Source organism: Crenobacter oryzisoli (genome assembly GCF_030385785.1).
In the GTDB taxonomy this organism is placed as follows: Bacteria; Pseudomonadota; Gammaproteobacteria; order Burkholderiales; family Chromobacteriaceae; genus Crenobacter_A; species Crenobacter_A oryzisoli.
Window position 1 is genome coordinate 25,614 of the sequence record NZ_JAUEDK010000008.1, and the last position, 18,433, is coordinate 44,046.

The 18,433-nt window shown below is 62.4% G+C and carries 15 protein-coding genes and 1 pseudogene; 5 read left to right on the forward strand and 11 right to left on the reverse strand.

Annotation, left to right across the window (positions count from 1 at the left end; genetic code table 11):
• Nucleotides 1-131: 131 nt before the first annotated feature.
• The 11 genes from lpdA to QU481_RS06425 form a co-directional block, all read right to left on the reverse strand.
• Nucleotides 132-1,562, reverse strand: coding sequence for a dihydrolipoyl dehydrogenase (lpdA, locus tag QU481_RS06375; protein WP_289829093.1), 1,431 nt, complete (start codon nucleotides 1,560-1,562; stop codon nucleotides 132-134).
• Between the two features lie 9 nt (nucleotides 1,563-1,571).
• The gene (locus tag QU481_RS06380) at nucleotides 1,572-1,760 is read right to left on the reverse strand and encodes a hypothetical protein (protein WP_289829094.1); all 189 of its coding nucleotides are present in this window, start codon (nucleotides 1,758-1,760) and stop codon (nucleotides 1,572-1,574) included.
• A gap of 51 nt (nucleotides 1,761-1,811) precedes the next feature.
• Nucleotides 1,812-3,089 (reverse strand): 2-oxoglutarate dehydrogenase complex dihydrolipoyllysine-residue succinyltransferase, encoded by a 1,278-nt coding sequence (odhB, locus tag QU481_RS06385; RefSeq protein ID WP_289829095.1) that lies wholly within the window; start codon nucleotides 3,087-3,089, stop codon nucleotides 1,812-1,814.
• Nucleotides 3,090-3,155: 66 nt separating this feature from the next.
• Entirely contained in the window at nucleotides 3,156-5,984 is a 2,829-nt protein-coding gene (locus tag QU481_RS06390) for a 2-oxoglutarate dehydrogenase E1 component (RefSeq protein WP_289829096.1), read from the reverse strand.
• Nucleotides 5,985-6,177: 193 nt separating this feature from the next.
• Complete coding sequence (gene gltA / locus QU481_RS06395) at nucleotides 6,178-7,467, reverse strand: citrate synthase (protein ID WP_289829097.1); 1,290 nt, start codon at nucleotides 7,465-7,467, stop codon at nucleotides 6,178-6,180.
• A gap of 68 nt (nucleotides 7,468-7,535) precedes the next feature.
• Nucleotides 7,536-7,784 carry an FAD assembly factor SdhE gene (locus QU481_RS06400; protein ID WP_289829098.1) on the reverse strand — a complete coding sequence of 83 codons (249 nt, stop codon included), beginning with the start codon at nucleotides 7,782-7,784 and terminating at the stop codon, nucleotides 7,536-7,538.
• Complete coding sequence (locus QU481_RS06405) at nucleotides 7,781-8,485, reverse strand: succinate dehydrogenase iron-sulfur subunit (protein WP_289829099.1); 705 nt, start codon at nucleotides 8,483-8,485, stop codon at nucleotides 7,781-7,783. Before QU481_RS06405 ends, QU481_RS06400 begins: the two co-directional genes overlap by 4 nt.
• A 15-nt stretch (nucleotides 8,486-8,500) precedes the next feature.
• Nucleotides 8,501-10,264: a succinate dehydrogenase flavoprotein subunit gene (sdhA, locus tag QU481_RS06410; protein WP_289829100.1), complete on the reverse strand. Its 1,764-nt coding sequence runs from the start codon at nucleotides 10,262-10,264 to the stop codon at nucleotides 8,501-8,503.
• Entirely contained in the window at nucleotides 10,264-10,608 is a 345-nt protein-coding gene (gene sdhD, locus QU481_RS06415) for a succinate dehydrogenase, hydrophobic membrane anchor protein (protein ID WP_289829101.1), read from the reverse strand. The genes sdhA and sdhD overlap by 1 nt, the downstream gene beginning before the upstream one ends.
• On the reverse strand, nucleotides 10,602-10,976 hold the full coding sequence (gene sdhC / locus QU481_RS06420) for a succinate dehydrogenase, cytochrome b556 subunit (protein WP_289829102.1): 375 nt from the start codon (nucleotides 10,974-10,976) through the stop codon (nucleotides 10,602-10,604). Before sdhC ends, sdhD begins: the two co-directional genes overlap by 7 nt.
• A 174-nt stretch (nucleotides 10,977-11,150) precedes the next feature.
• Nucleotides 11,151-11,876 carry a GntR family transcriptional regulator gene (locus tag QU481_RS06425; RefSeq protein WP_289829103.1) on the reverse strand — a complete coding sequence of 242 codons (726 nt, stop codon included), beginning with the start codon at nucleotides 11,874-11,876 and terminating at the stop codon, nucleotides 11,151-11,153.
• Between the two features lie 226 nt (nucleotides 11,877-12,102).
• Here QU481_RS06425 and QU481_RS06430 point away from each other — a divergent pair, with 226 nt between their 5' ends.
• From QU481_RS06430 to QU481_RS06450, 5 genes and pseudogenes are all read left to right on the forward strand, one after another.
• Nucleotides 12,103-13,083: a malate dehydrogenase gene (locus QU481_RS06430; protein WP_289829104.1), complete on the forward strand. Its 981-nt coding sequence runs from the start codon at nucleotides 12,103-12,105 to the stop codon at nucleotides 13,081-13,083.
• 165 nt (nucleotides 13,084-13,248) lie between these two features.
• Entirely contained in the window at nucleotides 13,249-14,298 is a 1,050-nt protein-coding gene (gene prfB / locus QU481_RS06435) for a peptide chain release factor 2 (protein WP_435381919.1), read from the forward strand.
• 72 nt (nucleotides 14,299-14,370) lie between these two features.
• On the forward strand, nucleotides 14,371-15,876 hold the full coding sequence (lysS, locus tag QU481_RS06440; RefSeq protein ID WP_289829106.1) for a lysine--tRNA ligase: 1,506 nt from the start codon (nucleotides 14,371-14,373) through the stop codon (nucleotides 15,874-15,876).
• A 213-nt stretch (nucleotides 15,877-16,089) separates the two neighbouring features.
• A pseudogene (locus QU481_RS06445) lies at nucleotides 16,090-16,292 on the forward strand (transposase); the annotation flags it as partial.
• Nucleotides 16,293-16,500: 208 nt separating this feature from the next.
• Nucleotides 16,501-18,159 carry a thiamine pyrophosphate-binding protein gene (locus QU481_RS06450; RefSeq protein ID WP_289829107.1) on the forward strand — a complete coding sequence of 553 codons (1,659 nt, stop codon included), beginning with the start codon at nucleotides 16,501-16,503 and terminating at the stop codon, nucleotides 18,157-18,159.
• Nucleotides 18,160-18,433: the final 274 nt, after the last annotated feature.

Here is an 18,433-nt window from a genome sequence, read left to right on the forward strand (position 1 = left end):
GCCAACATTTCTATTCCGTCACGGCCCCGTGGGGCCGACTGTATCGGGCAGGCCGACCGAATGGCTGGCCTGCCCGTTTCCCCACGGCGCCAAGGTTCGACCCTACTGGCGCACGCGGGGGATCTTGTCTATCAGCCGTGCAGCGCGCGCTTGTCGGCAGCCAGTGCTGCTTCGTGCACCACTTCGGACAACGACGGGTGAGCGTGGATGATGCGGCCGATGTCTTCGCTCGACGCCTTGAACTCCATCGCCACCACGCCTTCGGACACCAGTTCCGACACCATCGGGCCGATCATGTGCAGGCCGAGGATGCGGTCGGTCTTGGCGTCGGCCAGCACCTTCACGGTGCCTTGGGCATGGCCCAGGCCCAGCGCGCGACCGTTGGCGACGAAGCTCGACGTACCCTTCTTGTACTCGACGCCTTCAGCCTTCAGCTGCTCTTCGGTCTTGCCGACCCAAGCGATTTCCGGGCTGGTGTAGATCACCCACGGCACGGTGTTGAAGTCGACGTGCGGCTTCTGGCCGGCGATGCGCTCGGCCACGGCCACGCCCTCTTCCGACGCCTTGTGCGCCAGCATCGGGCCGCGCACCACATCACCGATCGCCCAGACGTTCGGCAGGTTGGCGTGGCAGTGGTCGTCGACCACCACGAAACCGCGCTCGTCCAGCTGCAGGCCCACCGCTTCGGCGCCGAGGCCAGCGGTGTTCGGCACGCGGCCGATCGACACGATCAGCTTGTCGACGACCAGCGTTTGGTTAGCGCCATCCTTTTCATAGGCCACGCTGATCTCGTCGCCAACCGTGATGTTGCCGATCTTCACGCCCATCTGGATGTCGAGACCGGTGTCCTTGGTCAGCGTCTTGAACGCTTCCTTGGCGATCTGCTGGTCGGCGGCGCCGAGGAAGGTCGGCGCGGCTTCGAGCAGGGTCACTTCGGCGCCCAGGCGCTTCCACACCGAGCCCATTTCCAGGCCGATCACGCCGGCACCGATCACGCCCAGGCGCTTCGGCACTTCGGTCATCGCCAGCGCGCCTTCGTTGTCGAGCACCTTGACGTTGTCGACGGTCACGCCCGGCAGCGGACGCGGGCTGGAGCCGGTCGCCACGATCACGTGGGTGGCTTCCAGGGTATCGACCACGGCGCCGTTGTCGGTGACTTCGATCACCCACTTCTCGCCCTGGCGGCCCTTCAGCGAGCCCAGGCCATGGATATTGGCAACCTTGTTCTTCTTGAACAGGAAGCCGATACCGTTGGCGTTCTTGCTGATGATGCCTTCCTTGCGCTTGATCATCGTGTCGATGTCAATCTTCGCATTGTCGACGGTGATGCCGTGCTTAGCGAAATCGTGCTGAACGGCGTGGAAGTTTTCCGACGATTGCAGCAGCGCCTTGGACGGGATGCAGCCGACGTTCAGGCAGGTACCGCCGAGAGACGGCTGGCCTTCCGGGTTCTTGTAGGCGTCGACGCAGGCAGTGTTGAAGCCGAGTTGTGCGGCGCGGATGGCGGCAACGTAGCCGCCGGGGCCGCCGCCGATCACGACGACGTCAAACTGTTGGCTCATGGTATTCCCCTATTTGGGCATGCCGCCCGTTTTGTAGAGCAGCACGCCGAAAGCGATCATGAACACGGCGAAGATGACCCTGCCAAACAATACATAGCTGCTGTCCTTCTTGCCTTTGGCGGCTTTGAGCGCGGTAAACGCGATCAGCACCACCCCGGCCAGAATGAACAGCGGAGCGTAGAGGGCGTCTGGAATCATCAACTCACCGGTTCAGAGAAAAGGACCGGGGGCATCGCCCCCGGCGCGGCATTACAGGTCGAGGATCAGGCGAGCCGGGTCTTCCAGCAGGTCCTTGATGGTGACCAGGGTCAGCACGGCTTCGCGGCCGTCGATGATGCGGTGGTCGTAGGACAGCGCCAGGTACATCATCGGGCGCACCACCACCTGGCCGTTTTCGACCACGGCACGGTCCTTGGTGGCGTGCATGCCAAGGATCGCCGACTGCGGCGGGTTGATGATCGGGGTCGACATCATCGAACCGAAGGTGCCGCCGTTGGTGATCGAGAAGGTACCACCGGTCAGGTCTTCCAGCGCCAGCTTGCCGTCACGGGCCTTCACGGCGAACTCGGCGATCTGCTTTTCGATCTCGGCGATCGACATCTGGTCGGCGTTGCGCAGGATCGGTACCACCAGGCCGCGCGGGCTGCCCACGGCGATGCCGATGTCGAAGAAGCCGTGGTAAACGATGTCGTTACCGTCCACCGAAGCGTTCACCACCGGGAATTTCTTCAGCGCGGCGACGGCGGCTTTGACGAAGAACGACATGAAGCCCAGCTTCACGCCGTGCTCCTTCTCGAACTTCTCCTTGTACTTGGCGCGTAGGTCCATCACCGGCTTCATGTTCACTTCGTTGAAGGTGGTGAGGATGGCGTTTTCCTGCTGCGACTGCAGCAGACGCTCGGCAACGCGCTGACGCAGACGGCTCATCGGCACGCGCTGCTCCGGACGATCGCCCTGGATCTGGCCAACGTTGACGGCCGCCGGGGTCGACTTCAGGGCGGCAGCGGTGCTCACCGGGCCGGCTTGAGCCGGTGCAGCAGCCGGCTTGGCAGCGGCAGCTTGCACGTCTTCCTTCAGCACGCGACCGTCGCGGCCCGAACCGGCCACAGTGCCGAGGTTCACGCCGGTTTCGGCGGCGAGCTTAGCGGCAGCCGGCATCGCCAGGGTTTCGCCTTCCGGACGCGCAGCAACGGCGGTGCCGAAGCCGATGGCGTTGGCCGGTACACCGACTTCAGCCGCAGCAGCCTGGACGCCCGAGTTGGCGGCCGGGGCGGCGTCACCTGCCTTGGCGGCGGTGTCGATGCGAGCGATCAGCTGGCCCGAGGTCACGGTGGTGCCGTCGGCTTCGACGATCTCGGTGATCACACCGGCTTGCGGGGCCGGCAGTTCCAGCACCACCTTGTCGGTTTCCAGGTCGATCAGGTTTTCGTCGCGGTTGACGAATTCGCCGACCTTCTTGTGCCAGCTCATCAGGGTGGCTTCGGATACCGATTCCGGCAGTTGCGGGACTTTAACTTCGATCAGCATGTTCTTCTCCGTGGGTTGGGCGGCTTACGCCGCCCTCCTCTCTTGTTGGGTCTTGGTAGGCGTGTGTTATTTGGTAAAGGTCATGGCTTCTTCGAGGAAGGCCTTCAGCTGAGCAACGTGCTTGCTCATGTAGCCGACGGCCGGCGAAGCCGACGACGGACGACCAGCGAACGCCAGCGTCTGCTTGGCCGACAGCAGGCCTTCCAGGCGGTGACGGATCTGGTACCAGGCGCCTTGGTTCTTCGGCTCTTCCTGAACCCACATCACTTCCTTGAGGTTGCTGTAGCGGGCCAGTTCAGCGGCCACCTGCTCGGTCGGGAACGGGTAGAGCTGTTCGATACGCACGATCGCGATCTCTTCGTCCATGCTGCGCTCCTTGCGGGCGTTGGCGAGGTCGTAGTAGACCTGGCCGGCGCACAGCACGACGCGCTTCACCTTCTTCGGATCGGCCACGGTGGTGTCGCCAATCACCGGGCGGAAACCGCCGTTGGTGAAGTCCTCGATCGGGCTCATCGAGTCCTTGTAGCGCAGCAGGCGCTTGGACATGAATACGATCAGCGGCTTGCGGTACGGGCGCACCAGCTGGCGGCGCAGCACGTGGAACATCTGCGAGGCCTGCGACGGCATGATCACCTGGATGTTGTGCTCGGCGCACAGCTGCAACCAGCGCTCCAGACGGGCGGACGAGTGCTCCGGACCCTGGCCGTCGTAGCCGTGCGGCATCAGGACGGTCATGCCGTTCAGGCGGCCCCACTTGGTTTCGCCGGAGGTGATGAATTGGTCGATCGCCACCTGCGCGCCGTTGGCGAAGTCGCCGAACTGGGCTTCCCAGATCACCAGCTGATCCGGGGCCGAGCAGGCGTAGCCGTATTCGTAGGCCAGCACCGCTTCTTCGTTCAGGATCGAGTCGATCACCAGGAAGTCGCCCTGGTTGTCGGCCATATTGCGCAGCGGCACGTAGGAACCCTGGTCCCAGCGCTCGCGGTTCTGGTCGTGCAGCACGGCGTGACGGTGGCTGAAGGTGCCGCGGCCGGAGTCTTCACCGGAGATGCGCACGCCGTAGCCGTTGGTCACCAGGGACGCGTAGGCCAGCGTCTCGGCCATGCCCCAGTCGACGTTCTGCTCGCCGGCAGCCATCGCCTGGCGGGCGGTCAGCACCTTCTGCACGGTCGGGTGCGGCTTGAAGCCTTCCGGCACAGCGGTGAACTTCTCGGTCAGGCGCTGGATGTCGGCCAGCGGCAGCGTGGTGTCGACCGGATGCGCCCAGTGGGTGCCCAGGAACGGGGTCCAGTCCACCGCAAACTCGCGGCGGTAGTTGGTCAGCACGGTCTGCTCGACGTGCTCGCCCTTGTCCAGCGCGTCGCGGTAAGCGCGGATCAGCCCGTCGGCCTCTTCGGCAGTCAGGATGTTCTCGGCCACCAGGCGCTCGGCGTACATCGCGCGCACGCCGGCGTGCTTGGCGATCTTCTTGTACATCATCGGCTGGGTGAGGAACGGATCGTCGCCCTCGTTGTGGCCGAGTTTGCGATAGCAGACCAGATCGATGACCACGTCCTTCTTGAAGGTCATGCGGTAGTCGAGTGCTGCCTGCATCACATAGCACACCGCTTCCGGATCGTCGCCGTTGACGTGGAAGATCGGAGCTTCGACCATCTTCGCCACGTCGGTACAGTACAGCGTCGAGCGCATGTCGCGGTTGTCCGAGGTGGTGAAGCCGACCTGGTTGTTGATCACCAGGTGGATGGTGCCGCCCGTGCCGTAGCCACGGGTCTGCGACAGGTTGAAGGTGCCCTGGTTGACACCCAGACCGGCGAAGGCCGAGTCACCGTGGATCAGCACCGGCACGACGGTCTTGCGCTCGGCGTCCTTGCGGCGCTCTTGGCGGGCGCGGACCGAGCCTTCCACCACCGGGTTAACGATCTCGAGGTGGGACGGGTTGAACGCCAGCGACACGTGAACCGGACCGTTGGCGGTCGGGATGTCGGACGAGAAGCCCATGTGGTACTTCACGTCGCCCGACGGCAGCTCGACGGTCGGCTTGCCTTCGAATTCGGCAAACAGGTCACGCGGCAGCTTGCCCAGCGTGTTCACCAGCACGTTCAGACGGCCGCGGTGGGCCATGCCGATGATCAGTTCCTGCACGCCCTGGCCGCTCGACTCCTGGATCAGCGTGTCGAGTGCGGCGATCGCCGACTCGCCACCTTCCAGCGAGAAGCGCTTCTGGCCGACGTATTTGGTATGCAGATAGCGTTCCAGCGTCTCGGCGGCGGTGATCTGCTTGAGGATGCGGCGCTTGGTCTCGGCGTTGTAGCGCGGGGTGGACAGGTCTCCCTCAAAGCGCTGCTGCACCCAGCGCTTTTCGTCGCTGCTGGTGATGTGCATGTATTCGAGGCCGATGTTGCCACCGTAGGTCTGCTTCAGGCGCGCCAGAATCTCGGACAACGGCAGCTTCTGCGGGCCGACCAGCGAACCCACATTGAACTGCACCGCCATGTCGGCGTCGGTCAGGCCGTTCTGCGCCGGGTCGAGCTCGGCGACGATGGTCTGATCCATGCGCTTGAGCGGATCGAGGTTGGCCTGGCGGGAGCCGAGCACGCGCCAGGAGGCGATCAGCTTGAGCACGGACACCTGCTTCTGCATCGATTCCCAGTCGGTGGCGGTGCTGACACGCTGGCCGTTGATCGGCTTTTTCACCAGCTGGATGAACGACTCCTGAATCGGCTGGTGTGGCACGTCGCGCTCAGCGGCGCCCGGTGCCTGGGCCAGCTTTTCGAAGTAGTCACGCCATTCACCCTCGACCGACGTCGGATCGGTCAGGAACTGTTCGTACAGCTCCTCAATGAACGGAGCATTCCCACCGAACAGGTAGGAATGGCTGACCTTGTTTTGCATCATCGTTTCGACCCTTTTGTTTCTGTACTGTCTCTGCTGCATTGCTGAACGACTTGGGCGTGGCACGGCTGTTGTACTGGCGCCGGGCGGCTAGACCCTTGGCGCGGGACGCTCCAGGCGTCGGGTTGGCATGTGTGCACGCGAAAGCGAAAAAGGTTGGCCGAAACCGCTTTCGGCCAACCTGTCTGGCGCTAGATCAGCGCTGGTCCATCCCCACGTAGTCGCGGCGTTGTTCGCCGGTGTACAGCTGACGCGGACGGCCGATCTTCTGTTGCGGATCGGAGATCATTTCGTTCCAGTGGCTGATCCAGCCCACGGTACGGGCGAGCGCGAAGATCACGGTGAACATCGATACCGGGATGCCCAGTGCCTTGAGCACGATGCCCGAGTAGAAGTCGACGTTCGGGTACAGCTTGCGCTCGACGAAGTACTGGTCTTCCAGCGCGATCTTTTCCAGACGCATCGCCAGCTTGAGCTTCGGATCGTTCTCGAGGCCCAGTTCCTTCAGCACTTCGTAGCAGGTCTCGCGCATGATGGAGGCGCGCGGGTCCAGGTTCTTGTACACGCGGTGGCCGAAGCCCATCAGGCGGTAGCGCTTGTCCTTCACACCCTGGATAAACTCTTCGATGTTCGACTCGTCGCCGATCTCGTCGAGCATCTTCAGCACGGCCTCGTTGGCACCACCGTGAGCCGGGCCCCACAGGCAGGCGATGCCGGCGGCGATACATGCGAACGGGTTGGCACCCGACGAACCGGCCAGACGCACGGTCGAGGTCGAGGCGTTCTGCTCGTGATCAGCGTGCAGGATCAGGATGCGGTCGAGGGCGCGCACCAGGATCGGGTTCGGCTCGTAGTCTTCGCACGGGGTCGCGAACATCATGTGCATGAAGTTGGCGCTGTACGACAGATTGTTCTTCGGATACATGAACGGCGCGCCGATCGAGTAGCGGAAGCACATGGCGGCGATGGTCGGGATCTTCGAGATCAGACGGTACATCGCCACCTTGCGGTGCTCCGGATTGGCGATGTCGAGGCTGTCCTGGTAGAACGCCGACAGGGCGCCAACCACGCCGACCATCATCGCCATCGGGTGCGCATCACGGCGGAAGCCGTTGAAGAAACGGGTGATCTGATCATGCACCATGGTGTGGCGCGTGATCGTGGTTTCGAATTCTTTGCGCTGCTCGGTGTTCGGCAGTTCGCCGTACATCAGCAGGTAGCAGGTTTCCAGGTAGTCGCTCTTCTCGGCGAGCTGCTCGATCGGGTAGCCGCGGTAGTACAGCTGACCGGCGTCGCCGTCGATGAAGGTGATCTTCGACTCGCAGCTGGCGGTGGCCAGGAAGCCCGGGTCGAAGGTGAACATGCCGGTCTTGGAGAAAGAACGGATGTCGACTACATCAGGACCGAGGTTGCCCCCGAGAATCGGCAGATCGATGCTTTCCTGTCCGTCCTGATAGCTGAGTGTGACTTTGCGATTAGTTTCCACAGCAATGCTCCCATCAGTATGTAATGGTGTTGTAATTGGGTGTGCGGCGTTAGCCCCTGCGCACGTTTCTACAGTGCCCGAAGTCGCTCGATCATCGTCATCAGCTCGGCATCGTCGATGTCGGCCTTGCCGTTGACCAGATCGAGGAAATCGTTGTCCGGCAGATCGAGCAGCCGCCGATAGACGGCCAGCTCGTGCTGCGAGAGTCCATCGAATTCCTGAGCCAGGAACCGAGTCAACACCAGATCCAGTTCAAGCAGACCGCGGCGCGAGCGCCAGCGGATCCGCTTGAGTTCGATCGCGTCGATGTCGCTCATACCGCGCGCTTGACCATGATTTCTTTGATCTTGCCGATCGCGCGGGTCGGATTCAGGTGTTTCGGGCACACGTCCACGCAGTTCATGATGGTGTGGCAACGGAACAGGCGGTACGGATCTTCCAGGTTATCGAGACGCTCGCTGGTGATCGTGTCGCGGGTGTCGGCGATGAAGCGATAGGCCGCCAACAGGCCGGCCGGGCCGACGAACTTGTCCGGGTTCCACCAGAACGACGGGCAGGACGTCGAACAGCAGGCGCACAGGATGCACTCGTACAGGCCGTCCAGTTCCTTGCGGTCTTCCGGCGACTGCAGGCGTTCCTTCTCCGGCGGCGCCTCGTCGTTGACCACGTACGGCTTGATCGAGTGGTACTGCTTGAAGAACTGGGTCATGTCCACGATCAGGTCGCGGATCACCGGCAGGCCCGGCAGCGGGCGCAGCATGATCGGCTGCTTCAGGCTGCGGATGTCGGTGATGCAGGCCAGACCGTTCTTGCCGTTGATGTTCATCGCGTCCGAACCGCAGATGCCTTCGCGGCAGGAGCGGCGGAACGAGATGCCGTCATCCTTGGACTTCAGCTTGACCAGTGCGTCGAGCAGTTTGACGTCGGTCGGCTCGATCTCGAGCTCGTAGTCCTGCATGTACGGCTTGGCATCGACGTCCGGGTTGTAGCGGTAGATCGAAAAGCGGACTTTTTCCATGATCGCTGCGGCTCCTTAGTACACGCGCTTCTGCGGCTTGATGTAGTCGACGGACAGCGGCTGGTTGTGTACCGGCTTGTAGGTCAGGCGGTTGGCCTCGCTGTAGAACAGGGTGTGCTTCATCCACTCGTCGTCGTGACGGTCCGGGTAGTCGTCGCGAGCGTGCGCGCCGCGCGATTCCTTACGCGCCTCGGCCGACACCAGGGTCGCCTTGGCCACTTCGATCAGGTTGTCGAGTTCCAGCGCTTCGATGCGCGCAGTGTTCCAGACCTTGCTCTTGTCCTTGATCGTGGTGCGGCCGACCTTCTTGGCCACTTCCAGGATCTGGGTCACGCCCTCGGCCAGCACGTCCTGGGTGCGGAATACGCCGGCGTGGCGCTGCACCACCTGCTGGATTTCGCGACGCACGTCATCGACCGATTCGCCATCCACTTGGTTCTCGAGACGCGCCAGGCGGGCCATCGAGAAGTCGGCGGCATTGGCCGGCAGCGGCTTCAGTTCCGGGTTCTGCTTGATGAACTCGATCATGCTGTCGCCGGCCGACTTGCCGAACACCACCAGGTCGAGCAGCGAGTTGGTGCCGAGACGGTTGGCACCGTGCACCGAGGCGCAAGCGCATTCGCCCGCCGCGTAGAAGCCTTCTACCTTGGCTTCAACGTCGTCACCCTTCGGTGCGATGACTTCGCCTTTGTAGTTGGTCGGAATGCCGCCCATCATGTAGTGGCAGGTCGGCACCACCGGGATCGGATCCTTGATCGGGTCGACGCCGGCGAACTTGATCGCGATCTCGCGGATGCCCGGCAGCTTGTCGTTGATCTTGTCCGGACCCAGGTGGTCCAGTTTCAGCAGCACGTGGTCCTTGTTCTTACCGCAACCACGACCTTCGAAGATTTCCACCGCCATCGCGCGCGATACCACGTCGCGGGACGCCAGGTCCTTGGCGGTCGGCGCGTAACGCTCCATGAAGCGCTCGCCGTTGCAGTTCAGCAGGATACCGCCCTCGCCGCGCACACCTTCGGTGATCAGCACGCCGGCACCGGCCACGCCGGTCGGGTGGAACTGCCAGAATTCCATGTCTTCCAGCGGCAGGCCAGCACGGGCCACCATGCCCAGGCCGTCACCGGTGTTGATGAAGGCGTTGGTCGACGCGGCGAAGATGCGGCCGGCACCGCCGGTGGCGAACAGCACCGCCTTGGCGTGCAGGATGAACACGTCGCCGGTTTCCATTTCCAGCGCGGTCACACCGATCACGTCGCCGTCTTCGTTGCGGATCAGGTCCAGAGCCATCCACTCGACGAAGAACTGGGTGTTGGCGCGCACGTTGCGCTGGTACAGGGTGTGCAGCATCGCGTGGCCGGTACGGTCAGCCACCGCGCAGGCACGCTGCACCGGGGTCTTGCCGAAGTCGGCCATGTGGCCGCCGAACGGACGCTGGTAGATCTTGCCGTTTTCCAGACGGTCAAACGGCATGCCGAAGTGCTCAAGCTCGATCACGGCTTCAGGCGCCTTGCGGCACATGAATTCGATGGCGTCCTGGTCACCCAGCCAGTCCGACCCCTTCACGGTGTCGTACATGTGCCAGTCCCAACGGTCCTCCTGCACGTTGCCCAGCGAAGCGGAAATGCCGCCTTGCGCCGCGACGGTGTGCGAACGGGTCGGGAACACTTTGGACAAAACAGCGGTATTCAGGCCCGCCTCGGACAGTTGCAGGGCAGCACGCAGACCGGCACCACCGCCACCAACGATGACAGCATCAAAACGACGAACAGGTACGGTCATTACAGCCCCCAAACCACTTTAACGGAGTAGACGAAACAGGACACCAGCCACAGGATGGTGAACACGTGCAGTACCAGGCGAACGCTCACCGGCTTCACATAGTCCATCCACAGGTCGCGGATACCCACCCAGGCGTGAATCAGCACCGCCAGCAGCGTGGTCTGGGTCAGCACCTGCACCCAGGTCTGATGGAAGAAGCCCTGCCAGTTCTCGTAGGAGGACGGCATGGCCAGGAGGAACAGCACGAGGGCGATGGTGTAGATCGCCATGATGACAGCGGTGGCGCGCTGCGCGATCCAGTCACGCAGGCCGTAGTGCGCCCCGACAACGACGCGATTTACCATAGAGCTACCCCCAGAATGACGGTCAGCGCGAGGCTTACGGCCAGCACGATCTTTGCCGTGGCGCGCGCGGTTTGCAGTTCGAGACCCTTGTGCATGTCAAGGAACAGGAAACGGAGCCCGGCACAGAAGTGATGCAGATACGCCCAGAGCAAGCCGATCAGGATCAGCTTGATCAGCGGGTTCGCGATCACTGCACGGTAGGCATCGAAGGTTTCGGCGGAACTGAGCGACCCGTGAAGCAGGTAGATCAGCAGGGGGAGGGAAAAGAACATCGCGACACCGCTGATCCGGTGAAGGATCGAGACGATGCCCGGCACGGGCAACCTGATCTTGGCCAGGTCTAAGTGCTTCGGTCGTTGCTTCTGCATTTGCATATGGCTTCCTTGGAGAATTAAACCAAGTTGGTAGTACCCAGGCCTTTCGTACCAAGGCCGCTCGCGTCGCACCCACCTGGGTACTTCGCAAAACCAGCCGCGACGACGGAATCGTCGCGGCGCGGGAATTCTTCCTTCATGACAGCCAAACTGCTCCCGACCCCAAGGTCAGGCACGACAGACGGTATAGGCGAGTTGTTCGGTCAGGCAGTAGCGCTGACGCCACTCGATCGGCTCCCCCTCGATCGAGGAAGAGAGCCGCAACACCGATAGCACGGGAACATCAATCGAGGTGTTCAAGAGCTGCGCCTCTTCGCGCGACAGCGTCACTGCGCGCATCTGCTCGGTCTGCAGCCGAGGCCGCACTCCGAAACGCCGCTGCAAGGCAGCGTAGACACCGCCGCACTCGCGCACCCAGCGCGCATCGAGTCCCTCGAAGCGCTCGGCCGGCAATAGCGCATCATCGAGCGCCACCGTCTGGCCGCGCAGCCGCCACACCTGGCGTACCCGCAGCAACGGCGCCGCACGGCGGATGCCGAAGCGCTGCGCGATCTCCTCGGCGGCATTCATCCGCGAACACCCCAACAATTCGCACGCGATAACGTCCGGACGCTCGTCCGGCAGCCCTGGCGTGACCAGCGAACAGTCTCCCCAGTCGCTGGCGATATCGGACACAAACGTGCCCCGCCCCTGTTGTCTGTACAGCAGTCCCTCGCCGACCAGTTCGGTCAGTGCCTTACGCACCGTTCCCTGGCTGACCGCGAGTTCACCGGCGAGCTCCCACTCGCTCGGCAGCACTTCGTTGGCCTGCCACTCACCCTCGGCGATACGTCGCATCAGCAGCGACTTGATTTGCTCGTAGAGCGGCTGGCGTCGAAGTTTATTGCTCGTCATGGCGCTCTTTTTATCATCAAATAAATCAAGCGTAAAGACGAGTCTTATATAAGACATAATTTTTATGGGGGTCATCAGCCCTTCTGATGCACGTCTGTCGACAGAAGCACTGTGCAGCCCCACTCAGCGTGATACACTCGAAGCGCTTTTATTGCAGAGCAATACACTCTAAGCAAGACCCTGCTCATCCCAAGAAATACACCCAAAGACTGAAGGAGAGTACCTGATGAAAGCCCCCGTACGCGTTGCCGTTACCGGTGCTGCCGGCCAGATCGGCTACAGCCTGCTGTTCCGTATCGCCAGCGGCGAAATGCTCGGCAAAGACCAGCCGGTGATCCTGCAACTGCTGGACCTGCCGCAGGCGCAAAACGCCGTTAAAGGCGTGATGATGGAACTGGAAGATTGTGCCTTCCCGCTGCTGGCGGGCATGATCGCGTCCGACGACCCGAAGGTGGCTTTCAAGGATGTTCAGGTCGCCCTTCTGGTCGGCGCCCGTCCGCGCAGCAAAGGCATGGAGCGTAAGGATCTGCTGACCGCCAACGCCGAGATCTTCACCGTGCAGGGCAAGGCGCTGAACGAAGTGGCCGACCGCAACGTGAAGGTGCTGGTGGTAGGCAACCCGGCCAACACCAACGCCTACATTGCGATGAAGAGCGCTCCGGACCTGGATCCGAAAAACTTCACCGCCATGTTGCGTCTTGACCACAACCGCGCCCTGTCGCAACTGGCCGCCAAGTCGGGCAAGCAAGTCTCCGACATCGAGCACATGCTGGTCTGGGGCAACCACTCGCCGACCATGTACGCCGACTACCGCTTCGCCACCGTAAACGGCGAATCGCTGAAGACCCTGATCAACGACGAAGCCTGGAACCGCGACGAGTTCCTGCCGACCGTCGGCAAGCGCGGCGCCGCCATCATCGAAGCGCGCGGCCTGTCCTCGGCTGCCTCGGCTGCCAACGCCGCCATCGACCACATCCGCGACTGGGTACTGGGCACCAATGGCAAGTGGGTGACCATGGGCATCCCGTCGGACGGCAGCTACGGCATCCCGGAAGGCGTGGTGTACGGCTACCCGGTGGTGTGCGAAAATGGCAAATATCAGATTGTGCAAGGCTTGGAAATCGACGAGTTCAGCCGCGAGCGGATGAACTTCACGCTGGCCGAACTGGAAGAAGAGCGCGCTGGCGTCGCTCACCTGCTCGGCTAATCCCCGCAGCCTTCCCGGCAAAAGCGCACCGCAAGGTGCGCTTTTTGTGTTTCATCGAACCGGCCTTGCCCGCAATAATCAATTACTTACGTTTTGGAGTGTGCACCATGATCGAAGCCGAAATCCTCAACCAGATCGAGGCCAAACTGGCGGACCTGGCGTCGCGTGGCGCCGACATTCGGGGGTATCTTTGACTACGACGGCAAAAAAGACCGTCTTGAAGAAGTCTCCCGCCTGACCGAAGACCCGGACGTCTGGAACGAGCCGAAAAAGGCGCAGGAACTGGGCCGCGAGCGCAAGCAGCTCGAGGACGTGGTACTGGTGCTCGACAGCATCGGCGCCGGCCTTGCCGACGGCAAGGACCTGCTGGAAATGGCGATCGCCGAGGAAGACGACGACACCATCCACGCCGTACAGGCCGACCTCGAAGAGATCGAGGCCAAGCTCGCCCAGCTCGAGTTCCGCCGCATGTTCAACCACCCGATGGACCCGAACCACTGCTTCCTGGACATCCAGGCCGGCGCCGGTGGCACCGAGGCGCAGGACTGGGCCGGTATGCTGTTGCGCATGTACGTGCGCTATGCCGAGCGCAAAGGGTTCAAGGTCGACGTGCTGGAAGAGTCCGACGGCGAAGTGGCCGGCATCTCCAGCGCCACTATCAAGATTGAAGGCGAATACGCGTTCGGCCTGCTGCGCACCGAAACCGGTGTGCACCGCCTGGTACGCGTGTCGCCGTACGACTCGAACGCGCGTCGCCACACCTCGTTCGCGTCGGTGTTCGTCTACCCGGAAGTGGACGACTCATTCGAGATCGACATCAACCCGGCCGACCTGCGCGTCGACACCTACCGTGCGTCGGGCGCCGGCGGCCAGCACATCAACAAGACCGACTCGGCGGTGCGGATCACCCACAACCCGACCGGCATCGTGGTGCAGTGTCAGAACGACCGTTCGCAGCACCGCAACCGCGACGAAGCAATGAACATGCTGCGCGCCAAGCTGTTCGAGCTCGAAATGAAGAAGCGCAGCGAAGCCAAGCAGGCACTGGAAGACACCAAGACCGACGTGGGCTGGGGCCACCAGATCCGCTCGTACGTGTTCGACCAGTCGCGTATCAAGGACCTGCGCACCAGCTATGAGGTCGGCAACATCAAGTCGGTGATGGACGGCGATCTCGACGGCTTCATCGAAGCCAGCCTCAAGCAAGGCGTTTAATACATTGGCCGAATCGACTGCCCGCTGCCGCCCCTGCGGCAGCGGGCTTATCAGTAGCTATTGGAGTTGAATATGTCTGAGCACGAAACCGCATCACAGCATCTGGATGAAAACCAGATCATGGCCGAGCGCCGTGCCAAGCTGAGCGCCCTGCGCGAAGCCGGCGTGGCCTACCCTAACGACTTCCGCCGCAAGGACATGGCCGGCGACCTGGCCCGCTTGCACGGTGAGAAGGACAAAGAAACGCTGGAAGCCGAACAGCGCGAAGTCGTCGTGGCCGGCCGGATGATGCTCAAACGTGTGATGGGCAAGGCCAGCTTCGCCACGCTGCAGGACGCCAGCGGCCGCATCCAGCTGTACATCAACGACCAGGGCATCGGTGCCGAAGCGCACGCCGCATTCAAGCACTGGGACCTGGGCGACATCCTCGGCGCCAAGGGCACGCTGTTCCGCACCAACAAGGGCGAACTGTCGGTGAACGTCACCGAACTGCGCCTGTTGTCGAAGTCGCTGCGTCCGCTGCCTGACAAGTTCCACGGCCTGGCCGACCAGGAACAGAAATACCGCCAGCGCTACGTCGACCTGATCATGAACGACGACAGCCGCGCCACCTTCGTGAAGCGTTCCAAGATCGTGCAGAAGATCCGCGACGTGATGGTCGGCGAGCACTACCTCGAAGTCGAAACGCCGATGATGCACCCGATTCCGGGTGGTGCTACCGCCAAGCCGTTCGTCACCCACCACAACGCGCTCGACATGCCGCTGTACCTGCGTGTCGCACCGGAGCTGTACCTGAAGCGCCTGGTGGTCGGCGGTCTGGAGCGCGTGTTCGAGATCAACCGCAACTTCCGCAACGAGGGGATGAGCACCCGCCACAACCCCGAGTTCACAATGATCGAGTTCTACGAGGCGTATGCCGACTACGAACGGATGATGGAGTTGACCGAGCAGATCATCCGCGCCTGCGCGATCGAGGCCCAGGGCAGCACCACCGTCAGCTACAACGGTAAGGAAGTCGATCTGGGCAAGCCGTTCGAGCGCCTGACCATCGTCGATGCGATCAAGAAACACAACCCACAGTACAGCGACGCACAGCTGAACGACGCCGCCTGGCTGAAGGAAGAAATCGTGCGTCTGGGCGGCAAGCCGGTTGCGAGCGACGCCATCGGCGGCCTGCAGCTGTCGCTGTTCGAAGAGTGCGCCGAAACCAAGCTGTGGAACCCGACCTTCATCGTTGACTACCCGGTGGAAGTGTCGCCGCTGGCGCGTGGCTCTGACAGCAAGCCCGGTATCACCGAGCGCTTCGAACTGTTCATCGTCGGCCGCGAACACGCCAACGGCTACTCCGAGTTGAACGACCCGGAAGACCAGGCCGCCCGCTTCCAAGCCCAGGTGGCACAGAAGGATGCCGGTGACGACGAGGCGATGCACTACGACGCCGACTACATCCGCGCGATGGAATACGGCCTGCCGCCGACCGGCGGTTGCGGCATCGGCATCGACCGCCTGGTGATGCTGCTGACCGATGCCCCGTCGATCCGCGACGTCATCCTGTTCCCGCAGATGCGTCCGGAGTAAGCTCCGACAAAATCCAAAATGTTTGTAGGTTTGCAGTGTTGGTGACTAATTTGAGCATCTAAATGAAAATTCAAACAGTCGCTTGAATCAAGAAGCCCCGACAAAGTGTCGGGGCTTTTTTCTTTTTAGCTAGGCAGTGTCGTCACGAGTCGTACCGTTGAGGCAGCCCACGTTACACATGCAAGCATGAACGACCTTGCCACGCTCACAATCATGACCCATCACCGACATGACCTCTCCGACACGGCGTGGAACCACACCTCCTCCGCCGACAAGGCTGCTGGGGAGGTGTCGCGCTCGACAACCGCCGCCTCCTCAACGCCGTGTTCTGGATTTTGCGCACCGGTGCGCCCTGGCATGACCTGCCGCCAGATGACGGCGACTGGAAAAGCACCCACCGGCGCTTTTGCCGTTGGAGTCGAGAAACGTGGTCTTCCCATGCCATGCTGATGAGTTTCCGGAATGAGGTCAGCAGAATGCATCGCTTGAGGGACCAGAAAGGAAGGCCGAGACTGGGCTTCGGGTTCACGCGATCACGACATCCCCCCGGCGGGCGCAGGCTGACCCCGGCCACACAACGCCGCACCAGGATCGCGCTTCTTTTGAAGATTGGAGAGAGTTGCCATGCAAGACACCAAGGTGCCGCGTAACGGTGGACGGATTCTGGTCGATTCACTGGTCAAGAACGGCGTTGAGGCCGTGTATTGCGTACCCGGTGAGAGCTATCTGCCGGTACTTGACGCGCTGCGTGATGAATCAGGTGTGCGCACCGTCGTAACCCGCCACGAAGGGGCGGCATCGTACATGGCCGACGCCTACGGCAAGTTGACCGGCCGTCCAGGTATCTGCTTCGTCACGCGCGGGCCGGGCGCGACCCACGCCAGCAACGGCGTGCACACCGCGATGCAGGACTCGACCCCAATGATCCTATTCATCGGCCAGGTCGAGCGCTCTTTTCTTGGTCGTGAAGCCTTCCAGGAAGTGGATTACCTCAAGATGTTCGGTGGTCTGGCCAAGTGGGTGACGCAGATCGACAGTGCCGATCGTATCCCCGAGGTAGTGGCACGCGCCTTCCACGTGGCCATGTCCGGCCGGCCTGGCCCGGTGGTGGTGGCCTTGCCGGACGACCTCCTGTTCAACCAGGCCGTGGTCGGAGCAGCCGTGCAAGCAAGGCCGGTGCAGGCATCGCCCAATCCGGCCGATCTGATCGAACTGCGCAGGCTTTTAGCCATGGCCCAGCGCCCGTTGCTGATCGTCGGTGGCAGCGGCTGGAACGCCGACGCCAGTCAGGCGCTGCGCTGCTTTGCGACGACCAACGCGCTGCCGGTGGCCACTGCCTTCCGCCGCCAGGACCTGTTCGACAACACGGACCCACACTACGCCGGCCATCTCGGCTTCGGTTTGTCACCGCACCTGGCCCAACGGGTACGCGAGGCCGATCTGATCCTGGCCGTTGGCACCCGCCTGGGCGAGATCACCAGCAACGGCTACAGCCTGCTTGAGTGCCCTTTGCCGCAACAGACACTGATCCATGTCCACGCCGATCCCGAAGAACTCGGGCGCGTTTACCACGCGTGTTTACCGATCAACGCCGGCGTGCAGGCCTTCGCCAAAGCGCTTGCCGCACTGGAACCCGTCGAGAGCACAGCATGGCATGAGTGGACGCGCGATGCTCACGCCGAGTATCTCGCCTTCAGCACACCGCCGGAGACGCTGCCCGAACTGTCCGGTGTCGATTTGGGCAAGGTAATGACCTACCTGCGGGAAGCCTTGCCGAAGGACGCCATCGTCAGCAACGGCGCCGGCAACTACGCAGTCTGGGTGCACCGTTTCTACCGCTACCGCCAGCCCGCCACCGAACTCGCACCGACCAACGGTGCGATGGGCTATGGCCTACCGGCTGCGATCGCCGCCAAGCTTCAGCACCCCGAACGCCAAGTCATCTGCTTCGCCGGCGACGGCTGCTTCATGATGTACCCACAGGAACTCGCCACCGCATTGCAATTCAATGCGGCGGTGGTGGTCATCGTCGTCAACAACGGCATGTACGGCACCATCCGCATGCATCAGGAACGCGAATACCCTGCGCGAGTCTTCGCCACCGAACTCATGAACCCCGACTTCGTCGCGCTGGCGCAAGCCTGCGGCGCCCATGCCGAGGCGGTGGAACGTAGCGAGGACTTCCCGGCAGCATTTGTGCGCGCCACCCAGGCTGGTCGCCCGGCGCTGATCGAATTGAAGGTGGACCCGCTCCAGCTCACCCCGCAGATGCGGCTGAGCTGAGCCGCCTACCTGACGGAAGGTCGCAATGCACAAAGCCCCAGCTCGGAAAGCTGGGGCTAGTTGTGTGTGGGGCTGACGGTGACCTACTTTCAGCTACACCATCATCGGTGCGGAGCGTTTCACAGCCGTGTTCGGGAGGGAAGGCCTGGCCCCACCTCGCTCTAGCCATAATCAGGAACGGTTCTGTCGCGTAAGGCAGTAAAGACGCGAGAACCCCGAAGACACCACTGGCTTATGCCGCTAGCAACTAGCATTGCTCTGCTGCGGATGGTTT